Source organism: Streptomyces sp. NPDC001828 (genome assembly GCF_042892175.1).
Lineage (GTDB): Bacteria > Actinomycetota > Actinomycetes > Streptomycetales > Streptomycetaceae > Streptomyces.
In genome coordinates this window covers 400,472-421,368 of record NZ_JBIATV010000002.1, presented here as the reverse complement: position 1 = coordinate 421,368, position 20,897 = coordinate 400,472, and the positions used below count along the sequence as shown (strand labels likewise).

General features: G+C 72.6%; 16 protein-coding genes. 5 read left to right on the top strand and 11 right to left on the bottom strand.

Features of this window, described 5'->3' with window-relative positions; all coding sequences use genetic code 11:
• Window positions 1-115 precede the first annotated feature (115 nt).
• Window positions 116-1,429, bottom strand: coding sequence for a glucarate dehydratase family protein (locus ACFYZA_RS08740; protein WP_388488595.1), 1,314 nt, complete (start codon window positions 1,427-1,429; stop codon window positions 116-118).
• 335 nt (window positions 1,430-1,764) lie between these two features.
• Here ACFYZA_RS08740 and ACFYZA_RS08735 point away from each other — a divergent pair, with 335 nt between their 5' ends.
• Window positions 1,765-3,072 (top strand): MFS transporter, encoded by a 1,308-nt coding sequence (locus ACFYZA_RS08735; protein WP_382593592.1) that lies wholly within the window; start codon window positions 1,765-1,767, stop codon window positions 3,070-3,072.
• Window positions 3,073-3,342: 270 nt separating this feature from the next.
• Here the strand turns inward: ACFYZA_RS08735 and ACFYZA_RS08730 are convergent, their stop codons facing one another.
• The 8 genes from ACFYZA_RS08730 to hrcA all read right to left on the bottom strand — a co-directional run bounded on the left by ACFYZA_RS08730 (window position 3,343) and on the right by hrcA (window position 10,914).
• A complete protein-coding gene (locus ACFYZA_RS08730; protein WP_388488593.1) occupies window positions 3,343-4,341 on the bottom strand; it encodes an adenosine deaminase in 999 nt (332 codons plus the stop codon).
• A gap of 37 nt (window positions 4,342-4,378) precedes the next feature.
• Entirely contained in the window at window positions 4,379-5,290 is a 912-nt protein-coding gene (locus tag ACFYZA_RS08725) for a ribonuclease Z (RefSeq protein ID WP_388488591.1), read from the bottom strand.
• A gap of 36 nt (window positions 5,291-5,326) precedes the next feature.
• Window positions 5,327-5,686, bottom strand: coding sequence for a histidine triad nucleotide-binding protein (locus ACFYZA_RS08720; RefSeq protein ID WP_382593583.1), 360 nt, complete (start codon window positions 5,684-5,686; stop codon window positions 5,327-5,329).
• A 69-nt stretch (window positions 5,687-5,755) separates the two neighbouring features.
• Window positions 5,756-6,304, bottom strand: a complete 549-nt coding sequence (locus ACFYZA_RS08715) for a hypothetical protein (RefSeq protein ID WP_388488588.1) — start codon at window positions 6,302-6,304, stop codon at window positions 5,756-5,758.
• A gap of 453 nt (window positions 6,305-6,757) precedes the next feature.
• Complete coding sequence (locus ACFYZA_RS08710) at window positions 6,758-7,501, bottom strand: 16S rRNA (uracil(1498)-N(3))-methyltransferase (RefSeq protein WP_382593577.1); 744 nt, start codon at window positions 7,499-7,501, stop codon at window positions 6,758-6,760.
• Complete coding sequence (locus ACFYZA_RS08705) at window positions 7,498-8,589, bottom strand: nitronate monooxygenase (protein ID WP_382593574.1); 1,092 nt, start codon at window positions 8,587-8,589, stop codon at window positions 7,498-7,500. Before ACFYZA_RS08705 ends, ACFYZA_RS08710 begins: the two co-directional genes overlap by 4 nt.
• A 168-nt stretch (window positions 8,590-8,757) precedes the next feature.
• The gene (dnaJ, locus tag ACFYZA_RS08700; RefSeq protein WP_161245711.1) at window positions 8,758-9,894 is read right to left on the bottom strand and encodes a molecular chaperone DnaJ; all 1,137 of its coding nucleotides are present in this window, start codon (window positions 9,892-9,894) and stop codon (window positions 8,758-8,760) included.
• Complete coding sequence (gene hrcA / locus ACFYZA_RS08695; RefSeq protein ID WP_100578282.1) at window positions 9,895-10,914, bottom strand: heat-inducible transcriptional repressor HrcA; 1,020 nt, start codon at window positions 10,912-10,914, stop codon at window positions 9,895-9,897.
• A 155-nt stretch (window positions 10,915-11,069) separates the two neighbouring features.
• Here hrcA and ACFYZA_RS08690 point away from each other — a divergent pair, with 155 nt between their 5' ends.
• Both ACFYZA_RS08690 and ACFYZA_RS08685 read left to right on the top strand, forming a co-directional pair.
• Entirely contained in the window at window positions 11,070-11,792 is a 723-nt protein-coding gene (locus ACFYZA_RS08690; RefSeq protein ID WP_388488584.1) for an MBL fold metallo-hydrolase, read from the top strand.
• Window positions 11,793-11,854: 62 nt separating this feature from the next.
• The gene (locus tag ACFYZA_RS08685) at window positions 11,855-12,673 is read left to right on the top strand and encodes a DUF3097 domain-containing protein (RefSeq protein ID WP_388488581.1); all 819 of its coding nucleotides are present in this window, start codon (window positions 11,855-11,857) and stop codon (window positions 12,671-12,673) included.
• An 18-nt stretch (window positions 12,674-12,691) separates the two neighbouring features.
• Here ACFYZA_RS08685 and hemW read toward each other — a convergent pair whose 3' ends face one another.
• Window positions 12,692-13,924 carry a radical SAM family heme chaperone HemW gene (hemW, locus tag ACFYZA_RS08680; RefSeq protein WP_388488578.1) on the bottom strand — a complete coding sequence of 411 codons (1,233 nt, stop codon included), beginning with the start codon at window positions 13,922-13,924 and terminating at the stop codon, window positions 12,692-12,694.
• A gap of 77 nt (window positions 13,925-14,001) precedes the next feature.
• A complete protein-coding gene (locus ACFYZA_RS08675) occupies window positions 14,002-16,008 on the bottom strand; it encodes a SpoIIE family protein phosphatase (RefSeq protein ID WP_388488575.1) in 2,007 nt (668 codons plus the stop codon).
• A 118-nt stretch (window positions 16,009-16,126) separates the two neighbouring features.
• Between ACFYZA_RS08675 and ACFYZA_RS08670 the strand changes: the two genes are divergently transcribed.
• On the top strand, window positions 16,127-20,248 hold the full coding sequence (locus ACFYZA_RS08670) for a HAMP domain-containing protein (protein WP_388489401.1): 4,122 nt from the start codon (window positions 16,127-16,129) through the stop codon (window positions 20,246-20,248).
• A 10-nt stretch (window positions 20,249-20,258) separates the two neighbouring features.
• Window positions 20,259-20,846, top strand: coding sequence for a two-component system response regulator (locus ACFYZA_RS08665; protein ID WP_382593558.1), 588 nt, complete (start codon window positions 20,259-20,261; stop codon window positions 20,844-20,846).
• The last annotated feature ends 51 nt before the right edge of the window (window positions 20,847-20,897 follow it).

The following is a 20,897-nucleotide window of genomic DNA, read 5'->3' as shown; positions in this document are numbered from 1 at the left end:
GGGGCTCGTGGTGCGGGTGGGGCGGCTGCTCTCTGCTGGCTTGTGTCGTCACGGCGGGCTCTCCGTTCGCGTACAGATCTGGCAAGTCTGCCCGATGCGCGCCGGAGAGGGGCCGCTACCAGCGCGGCAGTGCCGGAGTCGTCCAGTCCGCGTGCTCCGGCGCCCGCCGCATCGCGGCCGCGTCGTCGCGGTCGCGCAGGATGCCGTCGTCGTCGAGCCAGCGGCGGTGCAGCCGGGCCAGTTCGGTGCGGTCGAGCTCGACGCCGAGGCCCGGGGCGTCGGACACCGTCAGGCGTCCTTCGCGGAACTCGTGCCGGACGGTGATCACGTCCTCCGTCTGCCACGGGTAGTGGCTGTCGCAGGCGTAGTCGAGGTTGGGGACGGTGGCCGCGACGTGGGTCATCGCGGCGAGGCTGATCCCCAGGTGCGTATTGGAGTGCATGGACAGACCCACCCCGAACACCCGGCAGATCGCGGCGAGTTCACGCGTGTTGCGCAGCCCGCCCCAGTAGTGGTGGTCGGACAGGACGACCTGCACGGCGTCACTCAGGAAGGCCTCGCGGATCTCGGGGAAGGTCGTCACGCACATGTTGGTGGCGAGCGGCACGCCCGTGCCCCGGGACACCTCGGCCATCGCGGCCGTGCCCGGCGCCGGGTCCTCCAGGTACTCCAGTACGTCCGCGAGTTCGGCGGCCACCCGCAGCGAGGTCTCCGGGGTCCAGCCGCCGTTGGGGTCGAGCCGGAGCGGGTGGCCGGGAAAGGCCGCGGCGAGGGCGCGGATCGCGGCGACCTCCCGCTCGGGCGGGAGGACACCGCCCTTGAGTTTGAAGGAACGGAAGCCGTGCTCGCGCACGAAACGGCGGGCCTGCGCGACGATCCCCGCCGGGTCGAGGGCCGCGCCCCAGGTGTCCTTCTCGCCCGCGCCGCCCGGGTGTTCGGCCCAGCGGTAGAAGAGGTAGGCGCTGTACTCCACGGTGTCGCGGACCTTGCCGCCCAGCAGGGTGTGGACGGGTACGCCCCCGGCCTTGCCGAGCGCGTCCAGGCAGGCCACCTCGAAGGCGGAGACGACGGACAGGCGCAGCTTGTCGGCGGTCTGGACGCCGCGCAGCCCGCCGACGTCCACCGAGTCGTCGATCCGGGAGTCGTCGACCTCGATCCCGTCCATGCATGTGAACAGGCCGTTGAGGTCGGCGAGGTCGTGGCCGAGCAGCGCCCCGGCGTACGGGCGGGCCAGTTCGAGGTACTTGGTGTCGCCGTACGTCTCGCCGATCCCGGTCACCCCCTCGTCCGTGACGACCTCGACGATCAGGCGGGGCGTATAGGGCTGGTGCACTCCTTGGACATTGAGGAGCGGGGGGTCGCAGATCAGCACGGGGGTGAGCCGCACCTCGGCGATCCGCCGTGCGCGCGCGGGGGCAACTCGACTCATGCGATCCCGTCCGTCCATCCGCCCGTCCAGCCGTCCGTCAGCCGTCCAGATCCACCAGCCATCCACCAATGGAAACCGAGACTAGATATGTGAACGATCACCGTCAAGGGTCACGGGTCTCGACGGGCCCCCTCAACTCCCCTCCCCCGCCGCGAAATTCGCGCTTTTACCCGACGAATCCAAGGCCAAACGAAACGTGACCCAGATCACTCCATCCTGGCTTTTCGCGCACTCCGGACGCTTGATACAAATTGGCCTCGCGATCCCGTACAACACCGGGCGCATCCCCCCTCTTTGACCTCACTGCCCCACGGGCACTGTTCCTTGGAACGCCCATGTCCGCACGCCCTCGTGCCGCCTGGCCCCTGGTCGCCGTCTTCACCGCCGGTTACCTCGCCGCCTATCTCCTCCCCACCGTCGTCGGCCGGCTCTCGGCCGGCCTCGGACTCTCCCCCGCAGAAGCCGGACTGGTCGGCTCCGCCCTGCTGTTGAGCTCGGCGACGGCCGGCTTCACGCTCGCCTCCAGAGTGGAACAGCACGGCCCGCGCCGCCTCGCCCGGTACGGGCTGCTCCTCGCCGTCACCGGGTACGGCGCCGCCGCGCTCACCACCCTGGTCCCGCTCGTCGTGGCGGGCGCCATGGTCGGCGGGCTCGGCTCCGGTACCGCCACGGCGGTCGCAGCGGCCGGAATCGCCGCCCAGCGAGACCCCCACCGGGCCTCCACGCTCGGCCTGCTCTCGGTGTCCGCGACGGCGGGCGTGCTCTATCTGACGATCCCTCACCTCGGCGGCGGGCATGCGACCCCGCTCGCCTCGATCGCCGCCGTGGCGGCGCTGGTGTGGCCCGCCACGCGATGGCTCCCGGACGCCGACGGTACGGCCCCGGCGGTGGAGACCGTCCAGGTCACGGGGGTACGCCTCCCCCACCGCCGCTCGGGTACGGTCCTGGCCGCGACGATGCTCTGCTGGTCCCTCGCGCAGAACGCGCTGTGGGGCGTGAGCGGGCGGATCGGCCTCACCCAGGCCGGGCTGACCGAGGTCACCGTCGGCATGGTGTTCGCGGCCGGGCTCGGCGCGGGACTGCTCGGGGTGCTCGGCGCCGGTGCGCTCGGCGCGCGGCTCGGGCGGGCGGTGCCGATCGGGGCGGGCACGGCGGTCATCGCCTGCTGCATCGTGGCGAGTTCGTCCGCGCGGGGTCTGGTGTCCTTCGCGACCGGCGAGATCCTCTGGAACGTCTTCTACCCGGTCGTCCTGTCCTACCTGATCGGCCTGTCCGCCTCCCTCGACCCGCGCGGGCGCTGGGCGGTGCTCGCCGGTTCCGCGTCCTCGCTCGGGGTGGCCTGCGGGCCGCTCACCGGGAGTCTGCTCTCGGAGTACGCCGGGTACCGGGGCATGGGGCTCGTGCTGTGCGCGCTGCTGCTGCTCATCGCGGCGCCGATGACGGCGGTGGCGCTGCACACGTCCGGGCGGCCGCTGGTGCCGGGGTCCATCCGGCGGCGGGGCGGTATGCCCGCGGCGGTCGTGGCGGGGCGGGGCGGGGCCTCGGCCGCGCTGCTCCCCCAGGTCGGCGCGCCCGAGCAGGAGGTGGCCGAAATCCCGATCCGCTCCCGCGCGAGGCGCCGCCGCAAGGTGCTGGCGTCCTGAGCTCCGCCCCGGCCCCCGGGGGATTTGCCCACCCGCCCGCCCGTGGTCCGGGGTTGGTTGGATCCGGCCCCTGGGGGCTCCGCCCCCAGACCCCCGTTCGCGCCTGAACGGCGCTCGTCCTCAATCGCCGGACGGGCTGAGGATGCCCATGCCACCGGCGCTGCCAGGGGCGCGGGGAACTGCGCGAACGGCCCCCACGATCCGCAGCCGAAAGCCAGGGGCCGGGGGCGCAGCCCCGGGGATGCGGGGCCCGGGATGCGGGGCCCGGGGTTACGGCTTCGGGAAGTCGTAGGCGTCCACCTCCGCGAGGTAGGCCGCCCGACGCGGCTCGTCGTCGTCGAGGAACGCCGCCTCGAAGGAGTTCCGGGCCAGCTCCCGGAGCCGGTCCGCAGAGAGCCCCAACGCCTCCCGCACCGCGAGGAAGTTGTCCTCCACGTACCCCCCGAAGTACGCGGGATCATCGGAGTTGACCGTGCACAACAGCCCCGCGTCCATCATCGCCGGCAGCGGATGCCGCGAAAGCTCGTCGACCGCCCGCAGCCGCACGTTGGACAGCGGGCACAGCGTCAGCGGGACACGGTCCCGGACCAGGCGGGCCACCAGGTCGGGGTCCTCCAAGGCGCGCAGGCCGTGGTCGATCCGCTCCACGCCCAGCACGTCGAGCGCCTCGGTGATGTACGCGGGCGGCCCCTCCTCGCCCGCGTGCGCGACCCGCCGCAGGCCGAGCGCGGCGGCCGCCTCGTACACCTCGCGGAACTTGGCCGGCGGATGGCCGACCTCCGCCGAGTCGAGGCCGATGCCGGTGATCCGGTCCAGATACGGCCGCGCCGCCTCAAGGGTGAGCAGCGCGGACTCGGCCGGCTCGTCCCGCAGGAAGCACATGATGAGCCGGGTCGAGACGCCGTGGCGTTCCTCGCTCGTGGCCAGGGACCGCCACAGGCCCTCCACGACCGTGCCGATCGGGATGCCGCGGGCCGTGTGCGCCTGCGGGTCGAAGAAGATCTCGGCGTGCCGCACGCCCTGGGCCGCGGCCCGGGCCAGATAGGCGTCGGCGAGCGACGCGAAGTCGTCCTCGGTCCGCAGCACCGTCATCAGCGAGTAGTAGAGGTTCAGGAAGGACTGGAGGTCGTCGAAGAGGTACGCCTTGCGGAGTGCCTCGGTGTCGGCGTACGGCAGCTCGACACCGTTGCGCGCGGCGAGTTCGAAGGCCAGCTCGGGTTCGAGGGTGCCTTCGATGTGGAGGTGGAGTTCGGCCTTGGGGAGGGGCATGGGGGGACTTCCTAGGGGTGGTGCCTCAGACGGTGTCTCAGGTGGTGCGTTTGGGGACCGGGACCCTGACCAGGTCGGCGGCCACGGTCAGCTCGCCCTCGAATCCGGCGGCCCTGGCCTGCCGCTCGAACTCCTCGGGGTCGGAGTACCGCTGCGAGAAGTGGGTGAGCACCAGATGGCGTACGCCCGCGTCCCGGGCCACCGCCGCCGCCTGACCGGCCGTCAAGTGGCCGTGGTCGACGGCCAGTTGAATGTCTCCGTCCAGGAACGTCGACTCGATGACCAGCATGTCGCAGCCCTGCGCGAGCGCGTGGACGCCCTCGCACAGACGGGTGTCCATGACGAAGGCGAACCGCTGGCCGCGCCGGACCTCGCTGACGTCGTCGAGGGTGACTCCGTTCAGCTCGCCCATGCGCTGGAGGCGGCCGACGTTGGGGCCCTTGATGCCGCGCTCGGCGAGCAGCTCGGGCAGCATCCGCCGCCCGTCGGGCTCGACGAGCCGGTAGCCGTACGACTCGACGGGGTGCGAGAGCCGGCGGGCCTCTAGGACGTACGCGTCCGTCGTGGCCAGGACCGCGCCCTCCCCCGCGACCGGTTCCTGGCCGAGCTGGACGGACTCCCGGTAGGCCGTGGCGTACCGCAGCCGGTCGAAGAAGTGCTCGCCGCTGAGCGGGTAGTGCGCGGTGACGGGGTGCGGGACCCGGTCGAGGTTGATCCGCTGGATCACCCCGGCCAGGCCGAGCGAGTGGTCGCCGTGGAAGTGCGTGACGCAGATCCGGTTGATGTCGTGCGCGGCGACCCCGGCCCGCAGCATCTGCCGCTGGGTGCCCTCGCCCGGGTCGAAGAGGATGCCCTCGCCGTCCCAGCGCAGCAGATAGCCGTTGTGGTTCCGGTGGCGGGTGGGGACCTGGCTGGCGGTGCCGAGCACCACCAATTCACGTACGGACACGGTGAGTTGCCTTGCTGTGCGGGCTGTTCTGGGCGGTTATCCGGGTGGCCACTGGAGGCCGCGGCCGCCCAGGACGTGGGCGTGCGCGTGGAAGACGGTCTGGCCGGCGCCGCTGCCGGTGTTGAACACGATCCGGTACCCGGTGGTGTCGATCTTCTCCTCGCGCGCGACCTCCCCGGCCTCGCGCAGCACGTCCGCGGCGATGGCCGGCTCGGCGGCCGCGAGCGAGGCGCCGTCGGGGTGGTGCACCTTCGGGATGACCAGGACGTGGGTGGGCGCCTGGGGGTTGATGTCGCGGAAGGCCACGGTCGTGTCGGTCTCCCGCACGACGGTCGCCGGGACATCGCCCGAGACGATTTTGCAGAACAGGCAGTCGGCCTGCGGCTCTCCGGCCACGGTCCGGTCCTCCTTGGTCGCGTTGATCAGGTAACCGCATGCTACTCAACGCGTTCGGACGGAGCGGGGCTACTTGCCCTGGAAGGACTGGGTGACGGTCACGGTGACCGTGACGGTGGGACGGCCGCCGGGCGCGGGGGTCGCCGGGCCCGTCGTCGGGGCGGTCGTGGGGGCTGGCGCGGTGCAGTTGCCCAGGACACTGGCGCGGAACACCGTCCGGCCGGCCACCTTGGCGGTCAGGTCGCCCTTCACACAGCGGCCCCCGATCTCCTGGGTGACCTTGCCCTTGACGGTGATCGCCCGGCCGTCCTTGGTCTCGCCCTGGCAGTTCACGTCCGCGACCTGATGTGTGGTCGCTCCCGCCGAAGGGGTCGCGCTGGGGCCGGAGTTGAGGCTGGCGTTGCAGGTGAGCCACTTGACGTCGACGTGCTCGTGCACGAGGGCGGCCGTGGCGGTCTGCTCCGTGGTGACGGCGACGGCGGCGGAGTTGAGCCCGCCGACGGGGTCGCAGGCGGTGACGCCGCCGATCGCCGACGCGGCGAGGAGTAGGGCGGGGAGTGTGCGGTATGCCGTGCGGCGCGGGTGGTGGTTCGAGTGGTTCGACCTCTGGGCCCCCATGGGCGCCAGGGTGCCACCGCGGCCCCGCGCGCGATAGCCCCCTTGCAGCCATATCGCCCTCCCGGGGCAAGCCCCGGCCCCCTCCGGCTCCTCGTACGTCGACTGCGGCCCGTGCGTGGCCCGTTCGCGCAGTTCCCCGCGCCCCTAGAAACCTGTTCTCGACTGCGGACCGTAGGGGCCGTTCGCGCAGTTCCCCGCGCCCCTGTAGGTGACCCGGAGCCCGTTGGTCGCGCCCACCGCGGCTCAGCCGCGCAAATGGCGGTGCGGGCCAGTGCAGGCATCTTCAGCCCGTCCGGCGTTTGAGGACGAGCGCCCTTTAGGCGCGAACGGGGTCTGGGGCGGAGCCCCAGGGTCTCTTCAACCCCCGGAGGCCACGCGGCGGAGCCGCAGAGTGTCACAGCGGGAAGGGGCGGGGTGGGGGCGATCCCGGGGTCTGGGGCGGAGCCCAGGCGCTCAGGACCAGCGGCCCGTTCGGGCCATCAGGACCGCCGCCGCCACCGTCCCCGCCGTCGACGTGCGCAGCACACTCGCCCCCAGCCGGTACGGCCGCGCCCCCGCCTCGGCGAACGCGGCCAGTTCCTCCGGGGAGACCCCGCCCTCGGGGCCGACGACCAGGACGATCTCCCCGCGCTCGGGCAGCTCCGCCGTGGCGAGGGCGCCGGAGGGGTGGTCGCGGTCCTCGTGCAGGACCACCGCGAGGTCGGCCCCGGCGAGGAGCGGCGCGAGCTGCCTGGTGGTCAGCGCCTCCCGCACCTCGGGGAAGCGCACCCGGCGGGACTGCTTGCCCGCCTCGCGGGCCGTACCGCGCCATTTGGCAAGGGACTTGGCGCCGCGCTCGCCCTTCCACTGGGTGATGCAGCGCGCGGCCTGCCACGGCACGATCGCGTCCACGCCGGTCTCGGTCATCGTCTCCACGGCGACCTCGCCCCGGTCGCCCTTGGGCAGCGCCTGCACCACGGTGATCCGTACCGCGGGCTCGGCCTCGGCGGAGACGGAAGTGACCCGTACGACCAGGCGGTCCTTGCCCTCGGCCGCCGTGACCACGGCCTCGGCCCAGTTGCCGGCGCCGTCGGTGAGGGTCACCCGCTCCTCGGCGCGCAGCCGCTTGACGGAGACCGCGTGCCGGCCCTCCGCCCCGTCCAGGACGAACTCGCCGCCGCCCGGCACCTTGTCGACAACGAAGACCGGGGCGGTCATGACGCACTCCTCTGGTTCTTCAGGTTCTGCAGCGTGGCGGTCAACTCGGCCGCCGCGTCGTCGAGTTCGGCCGCCAGGACTTCGACGAGCCGGCCCGCCGGGAGCTCCCGGGCCAGCCGGTGGCCCTGGCCCGCCCAGAGCGCCATGCCCTGGGGGTCACCGGCCTCGGCCGCCGCCTTGCGCAGGCCGGCGGTGAGCTGGTGCACCTGCGGGTAGCCCGCCGGGGCGTACGGTCCGTGCTCGCGCATGAAACGGTTCATCAGGCCCCGCGCGGGCCGCCCGGAGAACGCCCGCGTCAACTCCGTACGCACGAAGAGGGGGTTGGTGAGGGCCTGCTTGTGCAGCACGTTGGCACCGGACTCCGGGCACACCAGGAACGCCGTGCCCAGCTGGGCCGCGGACGCGCCCGCCGCGAGCACCGCCGCGATCCCCGCGCCGCGCATCAGGCCGCCCGTCGCCACGATCGGCAGCTGCACCGCCTCGCGGACGAGTCCGATCAGGGTGAGCAGGCCGATGCCGGAGCCGCCGGCCTCCGGGTCGTCCCGGTGGGTGCCCTGGTGGCCGCCCGCCTCGACGCCCTGCACACACACCGCGTCCGCCCCCGACCACTGCGCGACCTGAGCCTCCTGGGGCGTGGTCACGGTGACGATCGTGTACGTGCCGGCCTTCGCGAAGGCGTCGAGGGTGGCCCGCTGGGGGCAGCCGAAGGTGAACGAGACGACCGGGACCGGGTCTTCGCGCAGGATGGCCAGCTTGGCCTCGTAGTTGTCGTCGCCGCCGGAGTCCGCGTCGCCCAGCGGGGTCTCGTACCAGGAGGCCTCGCCCGCCAGCTGGTGGCGGTAGACCTCGATGGCGGCGGGGTCGGTGTGCGGCTCCTGCGGCATGAACAGGTTGACGCCGAAGGGCTGGCCGGTCAGCCCGCGCACCTGCTTGATCTCCTGGTACATGCCGTCGGCGGTCTTGTATCCGGCGGCCAGGAAGCCGAGCCCCCCGGCCTCGGAGACGGCCGCGGCCAGCGCCGGACCGGAGGCGCCGCCCGCCATCGGCGCCTGCACGATCGGATACCGGCAGAGATCGGTCAAAGCCATGCCCGCATCGTGCCACGGCGTAGCTCCCGTACCGAATCGCCTCTTCCGTCCGGGGTGGTGAGGCCCGTCACGTGTCCGGTACACGGACACCGCGGAGAACGCGGAAGGGGCCACGGGGAGAATCCCGTGGCCCCTTCCGCACGGCCCGGAGGCCGTTCACGGCTCGGCCTAGCGGCCGTTGAAAGCGTCCTTCAGGCGGGAGAACAGGCCCTGCTGGCCGGGCTGGAACTGGCCCGTGGGCCGCTCCTCGCCACGGAGCTTGGCCAGCTGGCGCAGCAGGTCCTCCTGCTGGGGGTCCAGCTTGCTCGGGGTCAGGACCTCGACGTGCACGATGAGGTCGCCCCGGCCGCCGCCGCGCAGATGCGTGATGCCGCGGGTGTGCAGCGGGATGGACTGGCCGGACTGGGTGCCCGGGCGGATGTCCACCTCCTCCATGCCGTCCAGCGTCTGGAGCGGCACCTTGGTGCCGAGCGAGGCGGCCGTCATCGGGATGGTGACCGTGCAGTGCAGGTCGTCGCCACGGCGCTGGAACACGTCGTGCGGCAGCTCGTGGATCTCCACGTACAGGTCGCCGGCGGGGCCGCCGCCGGGGCCGACCTCGCCCTCGCCCGCGAGCTGGATCCGGGTGCCGTTGTCGACACCGGCCGGGATCTTCACGGTGAGGGTGCGCCGCGAGCGGATGCGGCCGTCGCCCGCGCACTCCGGGCACGGGGTGGGGACGACGGTGCCGAAGCCCTGGCACTGGGGACAGGGCCGGGAGGTCATGACCTGGCCCAGGAAGGACCGGGTGACCTGGGACACCTCGCCGCGACCGCGACACATGTCACAGGTCTGCGCGGAGGTGCCGGGGGCCGCGCCCTCGCCCGAACAGGTCGTGCACACCACGGCGGTGTCGACCTGGATCTCCTTGGTGGTGCCGAAGGCCGCCTCGTTGAGGTCGATCTCCAGGCGGATCATGGCGTCCTGGCCACGGCGGGTGCGCGAGCGCGGGCCGCGCTGCGATGCCGTGCCGAAGAAGGCGTCCATGATGTCCGAGAAGTTGCCGAATCCGCCCGCGCCGAAGCCGCCGGCTCCGCCGCCGCCCGACGACGACAGCGGGTCCCCGCCGAGGTCGTAGACCTGCTTCTTCTGCGGGTCCGACAGGACCTCGTACGCGGCGTTGATCTCCTTGAAGCGCTCCTGCGTCTTCGGGTCCGGATTCACATCCGGGTGGAGTTCGCGTGCGAGGCGCCGGAACGCCTTCTTGATCTCGTCCTGTGATGCGTCGCGGCGCACGCCGAGTACGGCGTAGTAGTCCGTGGCCACTTACGACTCCGCCAGGATCTGTCCGACGTAACGTGCCACTGCGCGTACCGCTCCCATCGTTCCGGGGTAATCCATGCGGGTCGGTCCGACCACGCCGAGTTTGGCGACCGCCTCGCCGCCGGAACCGTAGCCGACCGAGACGACGGACGTGGAGTTCAGTCCCTCGTGGGCGTTGTTCTCGTGCCCGATGCGTACGGTCATGCCCGATTCCTTGGCCTCGCCGAGCAGCTTGAGGAGCACAACCTGCTCCTCGAGTGCTTCCAGCACCGGCCGGATGGTCAGCGGGAAGTCGTGTCCGAAGCGGGTGAGATTGGCGGTGCCGCCGATCATCAACCGCTCCTCGGTCTCTTCGACCAGGGTTTCGAGGAGGGTGGCGAGGACCGTCGAAACGGTTCCTCGGTCCTCCGGTTCGAAGGACTCCGGCAGGTCCTGCACGAGCTGCGGCACGTCCGCGAAGCGGCGCCCCACGACCCTCGCGTTGAGCCGGGCCCTCAGGTCCGCCAGCGCGGCCTCGCCGAACGGCGCCGGGCAGTCGACCATGCGCTGCTCGACCCGCCCGGTGTCCGTGATCAGCACCAGCATCAGCCGGGCCGCCGCGAGTGAGAGAAGCTCCACATGCCGCACCGTGGACCGCGTCAGCGACGGGTACTGGACGACCGCCACCTGCCGGGTCAGCTGCGCGAGCAGCCGCACCGTACGGGCCACGACGTCGTCCAGGTCGACCGCGCTGTCCAGGAAGTTCTGGATCGCGCGGCGCTCCGGCGAGGACAGGGGCTTGACGCCCGCGAGCCGGTCGACGAAGAGGCGGTAGCCCTTGTCCGTCGGGATCCGGCCGGCGCTGGTGTGGGGCTGGGCGATGAAGCCCTCCTCCTCCAGGACGGCCATGTCATTGCGCACGGTCGCCGGGGAGACGCCGAGCGCGTGGCGCTCGGTGAGGGCCTTGGAGCCCACCGGTTCCTCGGTGCCGACGTAGTCCTGGACGATGGCGCGCAGCACCTCGAGCCTGCGTTCACTGAGCATCGCGCACACCTCCAGTTGCCGTCCGTTTGGCACTCACTGTGTTCGAGTGCCAGCAATCCCCCGGCCAGTGTACGGCCGACCGGTACGCCCCTAGCAAGGGCGGCCGACCACGCTACCGTGCGACGTCCCCCGTCGAATGCGGATAGCGTCGCGGCATGGACGTCAGTTGGGAAGAGTTCGGCTGGGAGCGGCTGGGTGACGGGGTCGGGCGCAGACGCCTGCCCGGCTGGGACGCCACGGCCGCGCTGGTCGCCGGCGAGAGCGCGCTCCTGCTGTGCGACACCGGCGCGACGCTGCGCGAGGGCGCCGGACTCCGGGCCCAGGCGGAGGCCCTCTTCGGCCGCCGTGTGACCCACATCGCGCTCAGCCATCCGCACTTCGACCACGTCCTGGGCACCGCGGCCTTCGCCGGGGCCGAGGTGTACGCGGCGGTCGGCATCGAGCGGGCCCTGGCCGGCGACGAGCTGCGCTCGGACGCGGTGCGTCACGGAGTGTCCGCCGAGGAGGCGGCCGAGGCGGCCGATCTGCTGGTGCTGCCGCGCCACGCGGTGAGCGGGGAGTGGACGCTCGACCTGGGCGGCCGTCAGGTGCTGCTCGCCAACGTGGGCCCCGGGCACAGCGGACACGACCTCGCGGTCCTGGTTCCCGCGACCGGCGGCTTTCCGGAGATCGTCTTCTGCGGCGACCTCATCGAGGAGTCGGGCGAGCCCCAGGCGGGCCCCGACGCGGTGACCTCCCGCTGGCCGGCCGCCCTTGACCGGCTGCTCTCGCTCGGCGGCGAGGGCGCGGTGTACGTGCCGGGGCACGGGGCGGTGGTGGACGCGGCGTTCGTCCGCGCCCAGCGGGAGCGACTCGCGGCGCGCTTCGGGGTGTCGTAGCGGCGCCATGCCGATCTGCCCCGGGGCGCCCGTTCGTCGCGGCCGCCGCGAATAATGGGGCCATGCGCAGCTACAGCCCTGATCTCACGCCCCCTTGGAAGAAGAAGCAGGCTCCTGCTCCCGAGGTGCCTGCCGAGACCGACCTCGTCGTGGAGGAGGTCTCCACGGGATTCTGCGGGGCGGTGATCCGCTGCGAGAAGACGGCCGAGGGGCCGACGGTCACCCTTGAGGACCGCTTCGGCAAGCACCGCGTCTTCCCGCTCGCGCCGCGCGGCTTCCTCCTGGAGGGCAAGGTCGTCACCCTCGTACGCCCCTCCGCGGCCGCCCCGCCGCGTCCCGCGCGTACCGCCTCCGGCTCGGTGGCCGTGCCGGGGGCGCGGGCCCGGGTGGCGCGGGCCGGGCGGATCTACGTCGAGGGGCGGCACGACGCGGAGCTCGTGGAGCGGGTGTGGGGTGACGACCTGCGCATCGAGGGCGTGGTCGTCGAGTACCTGGAGGGCATCGACGACCTTCCCGCGATCGTGGCGGAGTTCGCCCCGGGGCCCGACGCGCGTCTCGGGGTCCTGGTGGACCACCTGGTCCCGGGCTCGAAGGAGTCCCGTATCGCGTCGTCCGTGACGCATCCGGACGTGCTGGTCGTCGGGCACCCCTACATCGACGTGTGGGAGGCGGTGAAGCCGGCGTCCGTGGGGATCGCGGGGTGGCCGGTGGTGCCGCGGGGGCAGGACTGGAAGACGGGGGTGTGCCGGGCCCTGGGGTGGCCCGAGAACACGGGGGCCGCGTGGCAGCGGATCCTTTCGGGGGTGCGGTCGTACCGGGACCTGGATCCGTCCCTGCTCGGCTCGGTGGAGCACCTGATCGACTTCGTCACGGCCCCGTAGGTCCTCAGCCCGGCCCCCTCAGTCCACCAGGTCCCGGACCACCGCATCGGCCAGCAGCCGACCCCGCAGGGTCAGCACCGCCCGCCCCGCCGCGAAGGCGGAGGGTTCCAGCAGGCCCCCCTCCACCGCGTCCCGCGCCGCCGCGAGGCCCGCCGGGTTCAGGAGGGTCAGGGGGCAGCCCTCGCGGAGGCGGAGTTCGAGGAGGATGCGTTCGACCCGGCGGTCCTCCGGGGACAGGAGTTCCCGGCCCGCGCCGGGAGAGCGGCCGGACGCCAGGGCCGCCGCGTACGCACCGGGGTGCTTGACGTTCCACCAGCGCACCCCGCCCACGTGGCTGTGGGCGCCCGGGCCGGCCCCCCACCAGTCCGCGCCGCGCCAGTACAGCTCGTTGTGCAGGCAGCGGCCCGCCTCGGTGGTGGCCCAGTTCGAGACCTCGTACCAGGAGTACCCGGCCGCGCCGAGGACCTCGTCCGCGATCAGGTACCGGTCCGCGTGCTCGTCGTCGTCCGTCATCGGCACCTCGCCGCGCCGGATCCGGCGGGCCAGCTGGGTGCCCTCCTCGACGATCAGGGCGTACGCGCTGATGTGGTCGGGGCCCGCGCCGACGGCCGCGGTGAGCGAGGCACGCCAGTCCTCGTCGCTCTCGCCCGGCGTGCCGTAGATCAGGTCCAGGTTGACGTGGTCGAAGCCCGCCGCGCGGGCCTCGGCGACGCACGCCTCGGGGCGGCCCGGGGTGTGCGTACGGTCGAGGACCTTCAGGACGTGCTGCCGGGCGCTCTGCATGCCGAAGGAGACCCGGTTGAATCCGCCGGCCCGCAGCTCCGCGAGGTACGCGGGGTCGACCGACTCCGGGTTCGCCTCGGTGGTGACCTCCGCGTCCTCGGCCAGGCCGAACTCCTCCCGTACCGCCGCCAGCATCCGGACCAGGTCGGCCGCCGCGAGCAGGGTCGGGGTGCCGCCGCCGACGAACACCGTGCGCACCGGGCGGGGGTCCCCGTCGAGCACCTTGCGGGCGAGGCGGATCTCCTCGACGACCATGTCCGCGTAGTTGTCGCGGGAGGCCAGGACCCCGCCCTTGCCGACCAGCTCGCTCGCCGTGTACGTGTTGAAGTCGCAGTAGCCGCAGCGCGTCGCGCAGTACGGAACGTGCAGGTAGAACCCGAGCGGCCGGTCCCCCGCGCCCTCCAGGGCATGGCGGGGCAGCGACCCGTCCTCGGGCATGGGCTCACCATCGGGCAGTACGGAAGGCATGCCCCCATTGTCCGGCACGCGCGGCCGTCCCTTGCCGCGTGCTCCGGACCGGCCGGCCCGGCCCGGTCCGCCCCAGGTCAGCCGACCCGGAGCACCAGCAGCGCCAGGTCGTCGGCGGGCGGGGTGTCGGCGAAGTCGTACACCGCCTGCTTGATCCGGGCCGCCACCGCCGACGCGGTCAGGCCGGTGCAGCCGGCCAGGACCGTGGCGAGCCCGTCGGCGTCGTCGAACATGCGCGGGCCCGAGCGCCGCTCGGTCACCCCGTCCGTCACGCACAGCAGGGTGTCGCCGGGGTTCAGGCGCAGGCTCTCGCTCTCGTAGCGCGCGCCCTCGACGACGCCGAGCAGGATCTGCGGGGCGGCGGCCGGGCGCACCGAGCCGTCGGGCCGCAGCAGCAGGGGCAGCGGGTGGCCGGCGCTGGCCAGGGTGCAGCGCACCGAGCCGCCGTCGGCGTCCGGCACCAGTTCCCCGTACAGGAGCGAGAGGAAGCGGGCCTGCTGGCCGTCCAGGGGGTCGGGCGGGGCGGTCGGCTCGATGGGCGGGGTGGCGGTCGCGAGGTGGACCGCCGCCTCGGCGGCTTCGGTGGCGTCGTCGACGAGCAGCTGGTTGAGCCGGTCGAGGACCTCGTGCACCGGGTGCCCCTCGCGGGCGAGGAGCCGCAGCCAGGGCCGGGCGAGGCCGGTGATCACGGCGGCCTCGGGGCCGCTGCCCTGGACGTCGCCGAGGGCGAAGCACCAGCGTCCGCCGGCGCCGGGGAAGACGTCGTAGAAGTCGCCGCCGGCCAGCGCCTCGTTGCTCGGCTGGTAGACGAAGGCGCTGTCGATGCCGGGGATCTCCGCGACCCGGCTGGGCAGCAGGCCGCGCTGGAGGATGCGGCTGATGGTGGCCTGCCGGGTGTACTGGCGGGCCGCGCCGATCGCGAGGGCCACCCGGCGCAGGAAGTCCTCGATGAGGCCGGTGACCTCGTCGGGGATGGGGGTGGGTCCGGCCCGGCCGAGCAGCAGGGAGCCCATGTCGCGGCCGCCCGCGACGAGCCGGTAGGCCAGGGCCACGCCGTCCGCCCCGAGCCCGGCGGCCCGCGGCCAGGGCATCGGCACCGGCCCGCCGCGCGCGGCGGCGGGCAGCCGGGGCGGCTCCTTCTCGACGGCGGCCCGCAGCGGCGCCATGGCGGCCTCCTTGGCGTGCCAGACCCGGGCCAGGCGGGGCGCGGCGAGCGGGCCGCCGGCGTCCTCGTCGAGCCAGATCGCGCACCAGTCGGCGAGCCGGGGCACCAGGAGCTGGCCGGCGAGCGCCGCGATCATGTCCTCGTCGAACTGCCCGGCCAGCAGGTCGGAGGCCTCGGCCAGGAAGGAGAGCGCGCCCCGGTCGACCCAGTCCCGGCCGGGTCCGCGCGGGGTGCGGGGCGGGGCGGGGGCGAGGATCTCGGCGGCGCGCGGGCCGCGTTGGGGCCGTTCGTCGCGGTGCGGGCCGCGCGGGGCGGGCCCTTCGGTGGCGTCCGCGCGGAGCCGGGCCCACACGGTCTTGAGCCCGGGGCGGTAGGTGATGCCCCAGCTGTCGGCGAGGGCGGCGACGACGTGCAGGCCGCGCCCGTACTCGTACGCGGTGAGGTCGTCCCGGGCCCGCCGCGGCGCGCCCCGTACCGTACGCGCGGGATGGTGGTCGGAGACCTCGATGACGAGGGCCGCGGGGTCCGACGGGCCGCCGCACTCCAGGCGGCACAGCAGATCGACGGTGGTGCCGGCGTGGACGACCGCGTTGGTGACGAGCTCGTTGACGAGGACGGCCGCCTCGTACGCGAACTCCTCGGCCAGGTGAGGGACTTGGGCCCCGCCGGCCGGTCCGGGGCCCGCCCAGTCGGCGAGCGTGGCGCGTATGAAGCGCCGGGCGGCGCCGGGGGCGAGCGGGTTGCCGGGCAGGCTGGTGCGGGCGGTGGGGCAGCCGGCGAGGGCGGCGGGGCAGGCCGCGGGGGTCGTGCGGGGGTCCGGCGGGGTCGAGGCGCGCGGCGCGGGTTCCCCGAACAGGTCGGACGGGAGCGGGGGTTGGGGGCGGTTCGCGCTGCCCCGCTGGGCTGGTAAGGGTCCCACGTGCGGCTCCTGACGGGTTCTCGCAATGCGCCGCTCACGGCTTCGACAGAGTGACAGACTGAGCGGGCCCATAAGCACCGAGTCATCGAAGTGGGCCCGCATGAACAGAGACAGTGCTATGCCGCCCGACGACGGCTGGGTCCGCGCCTCGGAGCTGCGTCCCCTGCTGGCTGCGCTGACGGCGCTGCGGGACGGCGACTTCCGGGTGCGGCTCCAGGAGGCCCACGAGGGCCTTCCGGCCGAGCTGGCGGCCCTGTTCAACCAAGTGGCCGGGCGCAACCAGCACTTCAGCGACGAGCTGACGCGGGTGCGCCGCGAGGTGGTCCGGCACGGGCGGCTCGACGAGCGGCTCGCGGCCAGCCCCGGCCAGGGCGCCTGGACCGCCGGCATCGGGCACGCGAACACGCTGCTGGACGCCCTGGTGGTGCCGGCGGCGAACGCGACGCGGGTCCTGGACGCGGTGGCGGGCGGCGATCTGACCCAGCGGGTCGATCTGCACGACGGGAGCCGGCAGCTGCGCGGCGATCTGCGCCGGCTCGGCCGGGCCGTCAACAAGATGGTCGACCAGCTGTCGCTGTTCACCGGCGAGGTGACCCGGGTCGCCCGTGAGGTCGGCACCGAGGGGCGGCTCGGCGGCCGGGCCAAGGTGCAGGGCCTGAGCGGGAGTTGGCGCGATGTGACGGAGGCCGTGAACACCATGGCCGCGCGGCTGACCGCGCAGGTCCGTGACATCGCGGCGGTGACCACGGCGGTGGCCCGGGGCGATCTGACCCGTACGGTCACCGTCGAGGCCACCGGTGAGCTGCTCGAACTGAAGCTGACCGTGAACACGATGGTCGACCAGCTGTCCGCCTTCGCCGACGAGGTCACCCGGGTCGCCCGCGAGGTCGGCACGGCGGGGCGGCTCGGCGGCCGGGCCCAGGTGCGGGGCGTGTCCGGGGTCTGGAAGGACCTCACGGACAACGTCAACTTCATGGCGTCCAACCTGACGTCGCAGGTGCGCAACATCGCCCAGGTCACCACCGCCGTCGCCAACGGCGACCTGTCGCAGAAGATCACCGTCGACGCCCAGGGCGAGATCCTGGAGCTGAAGTCCACCATCAACACCATGGTCGACCAGCTCTCCGCGTTCGCCGACGAGGTCACCCGGGTCGCCCGCGAGGTCGGCACGGAAGGGAACCTGGGCGGGCGGGCCGAGGTGCGCGGGGTGTCGGGGGTGTGGAAGGACCTCACCGAGAACGTCAACTTCATGGCGGACAACCTGACGTCGCAGGTGCGCAACATCGCTCTGGTGTCGACGGCCGTGGCCCAGGGCGACCTCGGCAAGAAGATCACGGTGGAGGCGAAGGGCGAGATCCTGGAGCTGAAGTCCACCATCAACACCATGGTCGACCAGCTCTCCGCCTTCGCCGACGAGGTCACCCGGGTCGCCCGCGAGGTCGGCACCGAGGGCAACCTCGGCGGTCAGGCCCAGGTGCGGGGCGTGTCCGGGGTCTGGAAGGACCTCACGGACAACGTCAACTTCATGGCCTCCAACCTGACGTCGCAGGTGCGCAACATCGCCCAGGTCACCACCGCCGTCGCCAACGGCGACCTGTCGAAGAAGATCACGGTGGACGCCCGGGGCGAGATCCTGGAGCTGAAGGACACCGTCAACACGATGGTGGAGCAGTTGCGCGCCTTCGCCGACGAGGTCACCCGGGTCGCCCGCGAGGTCGGCACCGACGGCCGGCTCGGCGGGCGCGCCCAGGTGCTCGGCGTGTCCGGCGTGTGGAAGGACCTCACCGACAACGTCAACTACATGGCGGACAACCTGACTTCACAGGTGCGCAACATCGCCCAGGTGGCCACGGCGGTGGCGCAGGGCGATCTGTCGAAGAAGATCGACGTGGACGCGCGCGGCGAGATCCTGGAGCTGAAGACCACCATCAACACGATGGTGGACACGCTGTCGTCGTTCTCCTCCGAGGTCACCCGGGTCGCCCGTGAGGTGGGTTCGGAGGGCCAACTCGGGGGCCAGGCGCGGGTGGAGGGCGTGTACGGGACGTGGAAGCGCCTGACGACCAACGTCAACGAGCTCGCCCTGAACCTCACCACGCAGGTCCGCGCGATCGCCGAGGTCGCCTCGGCGGTGGCCCAGGGCGACATGTCGCGCTCGATCACCGTGGAGACCCGGGGCGAGGTCTCCGAGCTGAAGGACAACATCAACCTGATGGTGTCCAACCTGCGCGAGACGACCCGCGCCAAGGACTGGCTGGAGTCCAACCTGGCCCGCCTGGCCGGTCTCATGCAGGGCCACCGGGACCTGATGGAGGTCGCCGATCTGATCCTGCGGGAGCTGACCCCGCTGGTGAACGCCCAGTACGGCGCGTTCTTCCTGGCCGACCCGGACGGCGACGGCACCCCTTCGCACATCACCAGCTCCACCAAGGGGCTCGCCTTCATCGCGGGGTACGGCGCGGCGCAGGGCGCGACCGTGGACACCACCGGCATGCCCGGGCACGGCCTGGTGCGCCAGGCGGCCCTGGAGAAGAAGCGGATCCTGCTGGAGGAGGCCCCGCCGGACTACATCAAGATCAACTCGGGTCTGGGCGAGGCCTCGCCCGCCAGTGTCGTCATCATCCCGATCCTCTTCGAGGACAAGCTGCTCGGCGTGATCGAGCTGGCCTCCTTCTCCCGCTTCTCCGATGTCCACCTGGCCTTCTTCGACCAGTTCGTGAACACCATCGGCGTCGCCATCAACACCATCATCGCCAACTCGCGCACCGAGTCGCTCCTGAGCGAGTCCCAGCGGCTCGCCGTCCAGCTCCAGGACCGCTCCAACGAACTCCAGCGCCAGCAGGCCGAGTTGCAGCGCTCCAACGCCGCCCTGGAGGAGAAGGCGGCACTGCTCGCCACCAGCTCCCAGTACAAGTCGGAGTTCCTGGCGAACATGTCGCACGAGCTGCGCACCCCGCTCAACTCGCTGCTCATCCTCGCCCGGCTGCTCGCCGACAACCCCGACGCCCATCTGTCCGAGCAGGAGGTGCAGTTCGCCTCCACGATCCACCGCTCCGGCTCCGACCTGCTGCAGCTGATCAACGACATCCTGGACCTGTCGAAGATCGAGGCGGGCCGCATGGACGTACGCCCCAAGAAGCTCCCGCTCATCAAGGTCCTCGACTACGTCCACGCCACCTTCCGCCCCATCACCCTCGACCGCGGCCTCGCCTTCGAGCTGGCCGTGGGCGAGGACGTGCCGCGCGAGATGTACTGCGACGAGCAGCGCCTCCAGCAGATCCTGCGCAACCTGCTGTCCAACGCGATCAAGTTCACCTCGTCGGGCCGGGTGGAGCTGCGCGTCAACCGGCTCAAGGACGCGCACGGCGGCGAGGACCTGGTCGCCTTCATCGTGAAGGACACCGGCATCGGCATCGCGCACGAGAAGCTGCCGGTGATCTTCGAGGCGTTCCAGCAGGCGGACGGCACCACCAACCGCAAGTACGGCGGCACCGGCCTCGGCCTGTCCATCAGCCGCGAGATCGCCGGGCTGCTCGGCGGCCGCATCGCCGCCGAGAGCGAGCCGGGCCAGGGCTCCACCTTCACCCTGTACGTCCCCGTCCACTACCCCGGACACGTGCTGGGCGACCTCGAGCAGCCCGGCCCCGCGCTCGCCTTCGACGCCTCCGACCGGTCGGCCCTGGGCGAGGACGTGCTGCTGCCCGAGCAGGAGGACGACTGGCCCACCACCAGCAAGCTGGAGGAGTGGCGGAACGGGCGCGCGGGTCAAGTCCTGTTCGGGAGGCGGGTGTTGATCGTGGACGACGACATCCGCAACGTCTTCGCCCTCACCCATGTGCTCGGCCGGGTCGGCATGCCGGTCCTGTACGCGGAGAACGGGCGGGAGGGCATCGAGACCCTGGAGCGCAACCCCGGCATCGAGCTGGTCCTGATGGACATCATGATGCCGGAGATGGACGGCTACGAGACGATCGAGGCGATCCGGCGCAGCCCCCGGTGGGCCGATCTGCCGATCGTCGCGCTCACCGCGAAGGCGATGCCCGGCGACCGGGAGAAGTCGATCGCCCAGGGCGCCAACGAGTACGTGCCCAAGCCCGTCGACGTGGACCGCCTCCTCGGCGTAGCCTGCGCCCTTCTGGACCCCGGCGGCGCGGCGCGGGAGGAGGACGGCGAAGCCCCCTCGATCCCCGGGCGGCAGGGCGGCGCCGGGGAGACCGAAGCCACATCACCCAGCCCGTGAGGGGCCTGGCATGAGCACACAGGCACCACCGCACGACGGCGCCGGCATCCTCCTCGTCGACGACATGGAGGACAACCTGATCGCCCTGGAGGCCGTACTCGGATCCCTCAACGAGCCGTTGGTGCGGGCCCGTTCGGGCGAGGAGGCGATGAAGGCGCTGCTGCGCAGGCGGTTCGCGGTGGTGCTGCTCGACGTGCGGATGCCGGGCATGGACGGCTTCGAGACCGCCTCCCACATCAAGCGCCTCGACCAGACCAAGGACGTGCCGATCATCTTCCTGACCGGCAACGACGGCGACGACGGCTACGCGTTCCGCGGCTACGCGACCGGCGCGGCCGACTTCCTCACCAAGCCCTTCGACCCCTGGGTGCTGCGCGCCAAGGTGAAGGTGTTCCTCGAACTGCACCGCAAGAACCGGCAGTTGGAGCGGATGCTGGCGGGCGACCGCGAGCGCCTCGACGAGATCGGCGCGCGGCTCGGCGCGATCGAGGACGAGCTGGGCCGGGGCGAGCGCGGCGAGCCGGCGGAGCTGCGCCACCAGATGGCCCGGCTCGAAGAGGCGCTGCGCGCCCTGAAGCAGGCCCGCAGCGCCCCGTGACGCCTTCCGCTCGGGCGCGGGCTCGCGGGCGCCGCCCCGTGACCGTGACGC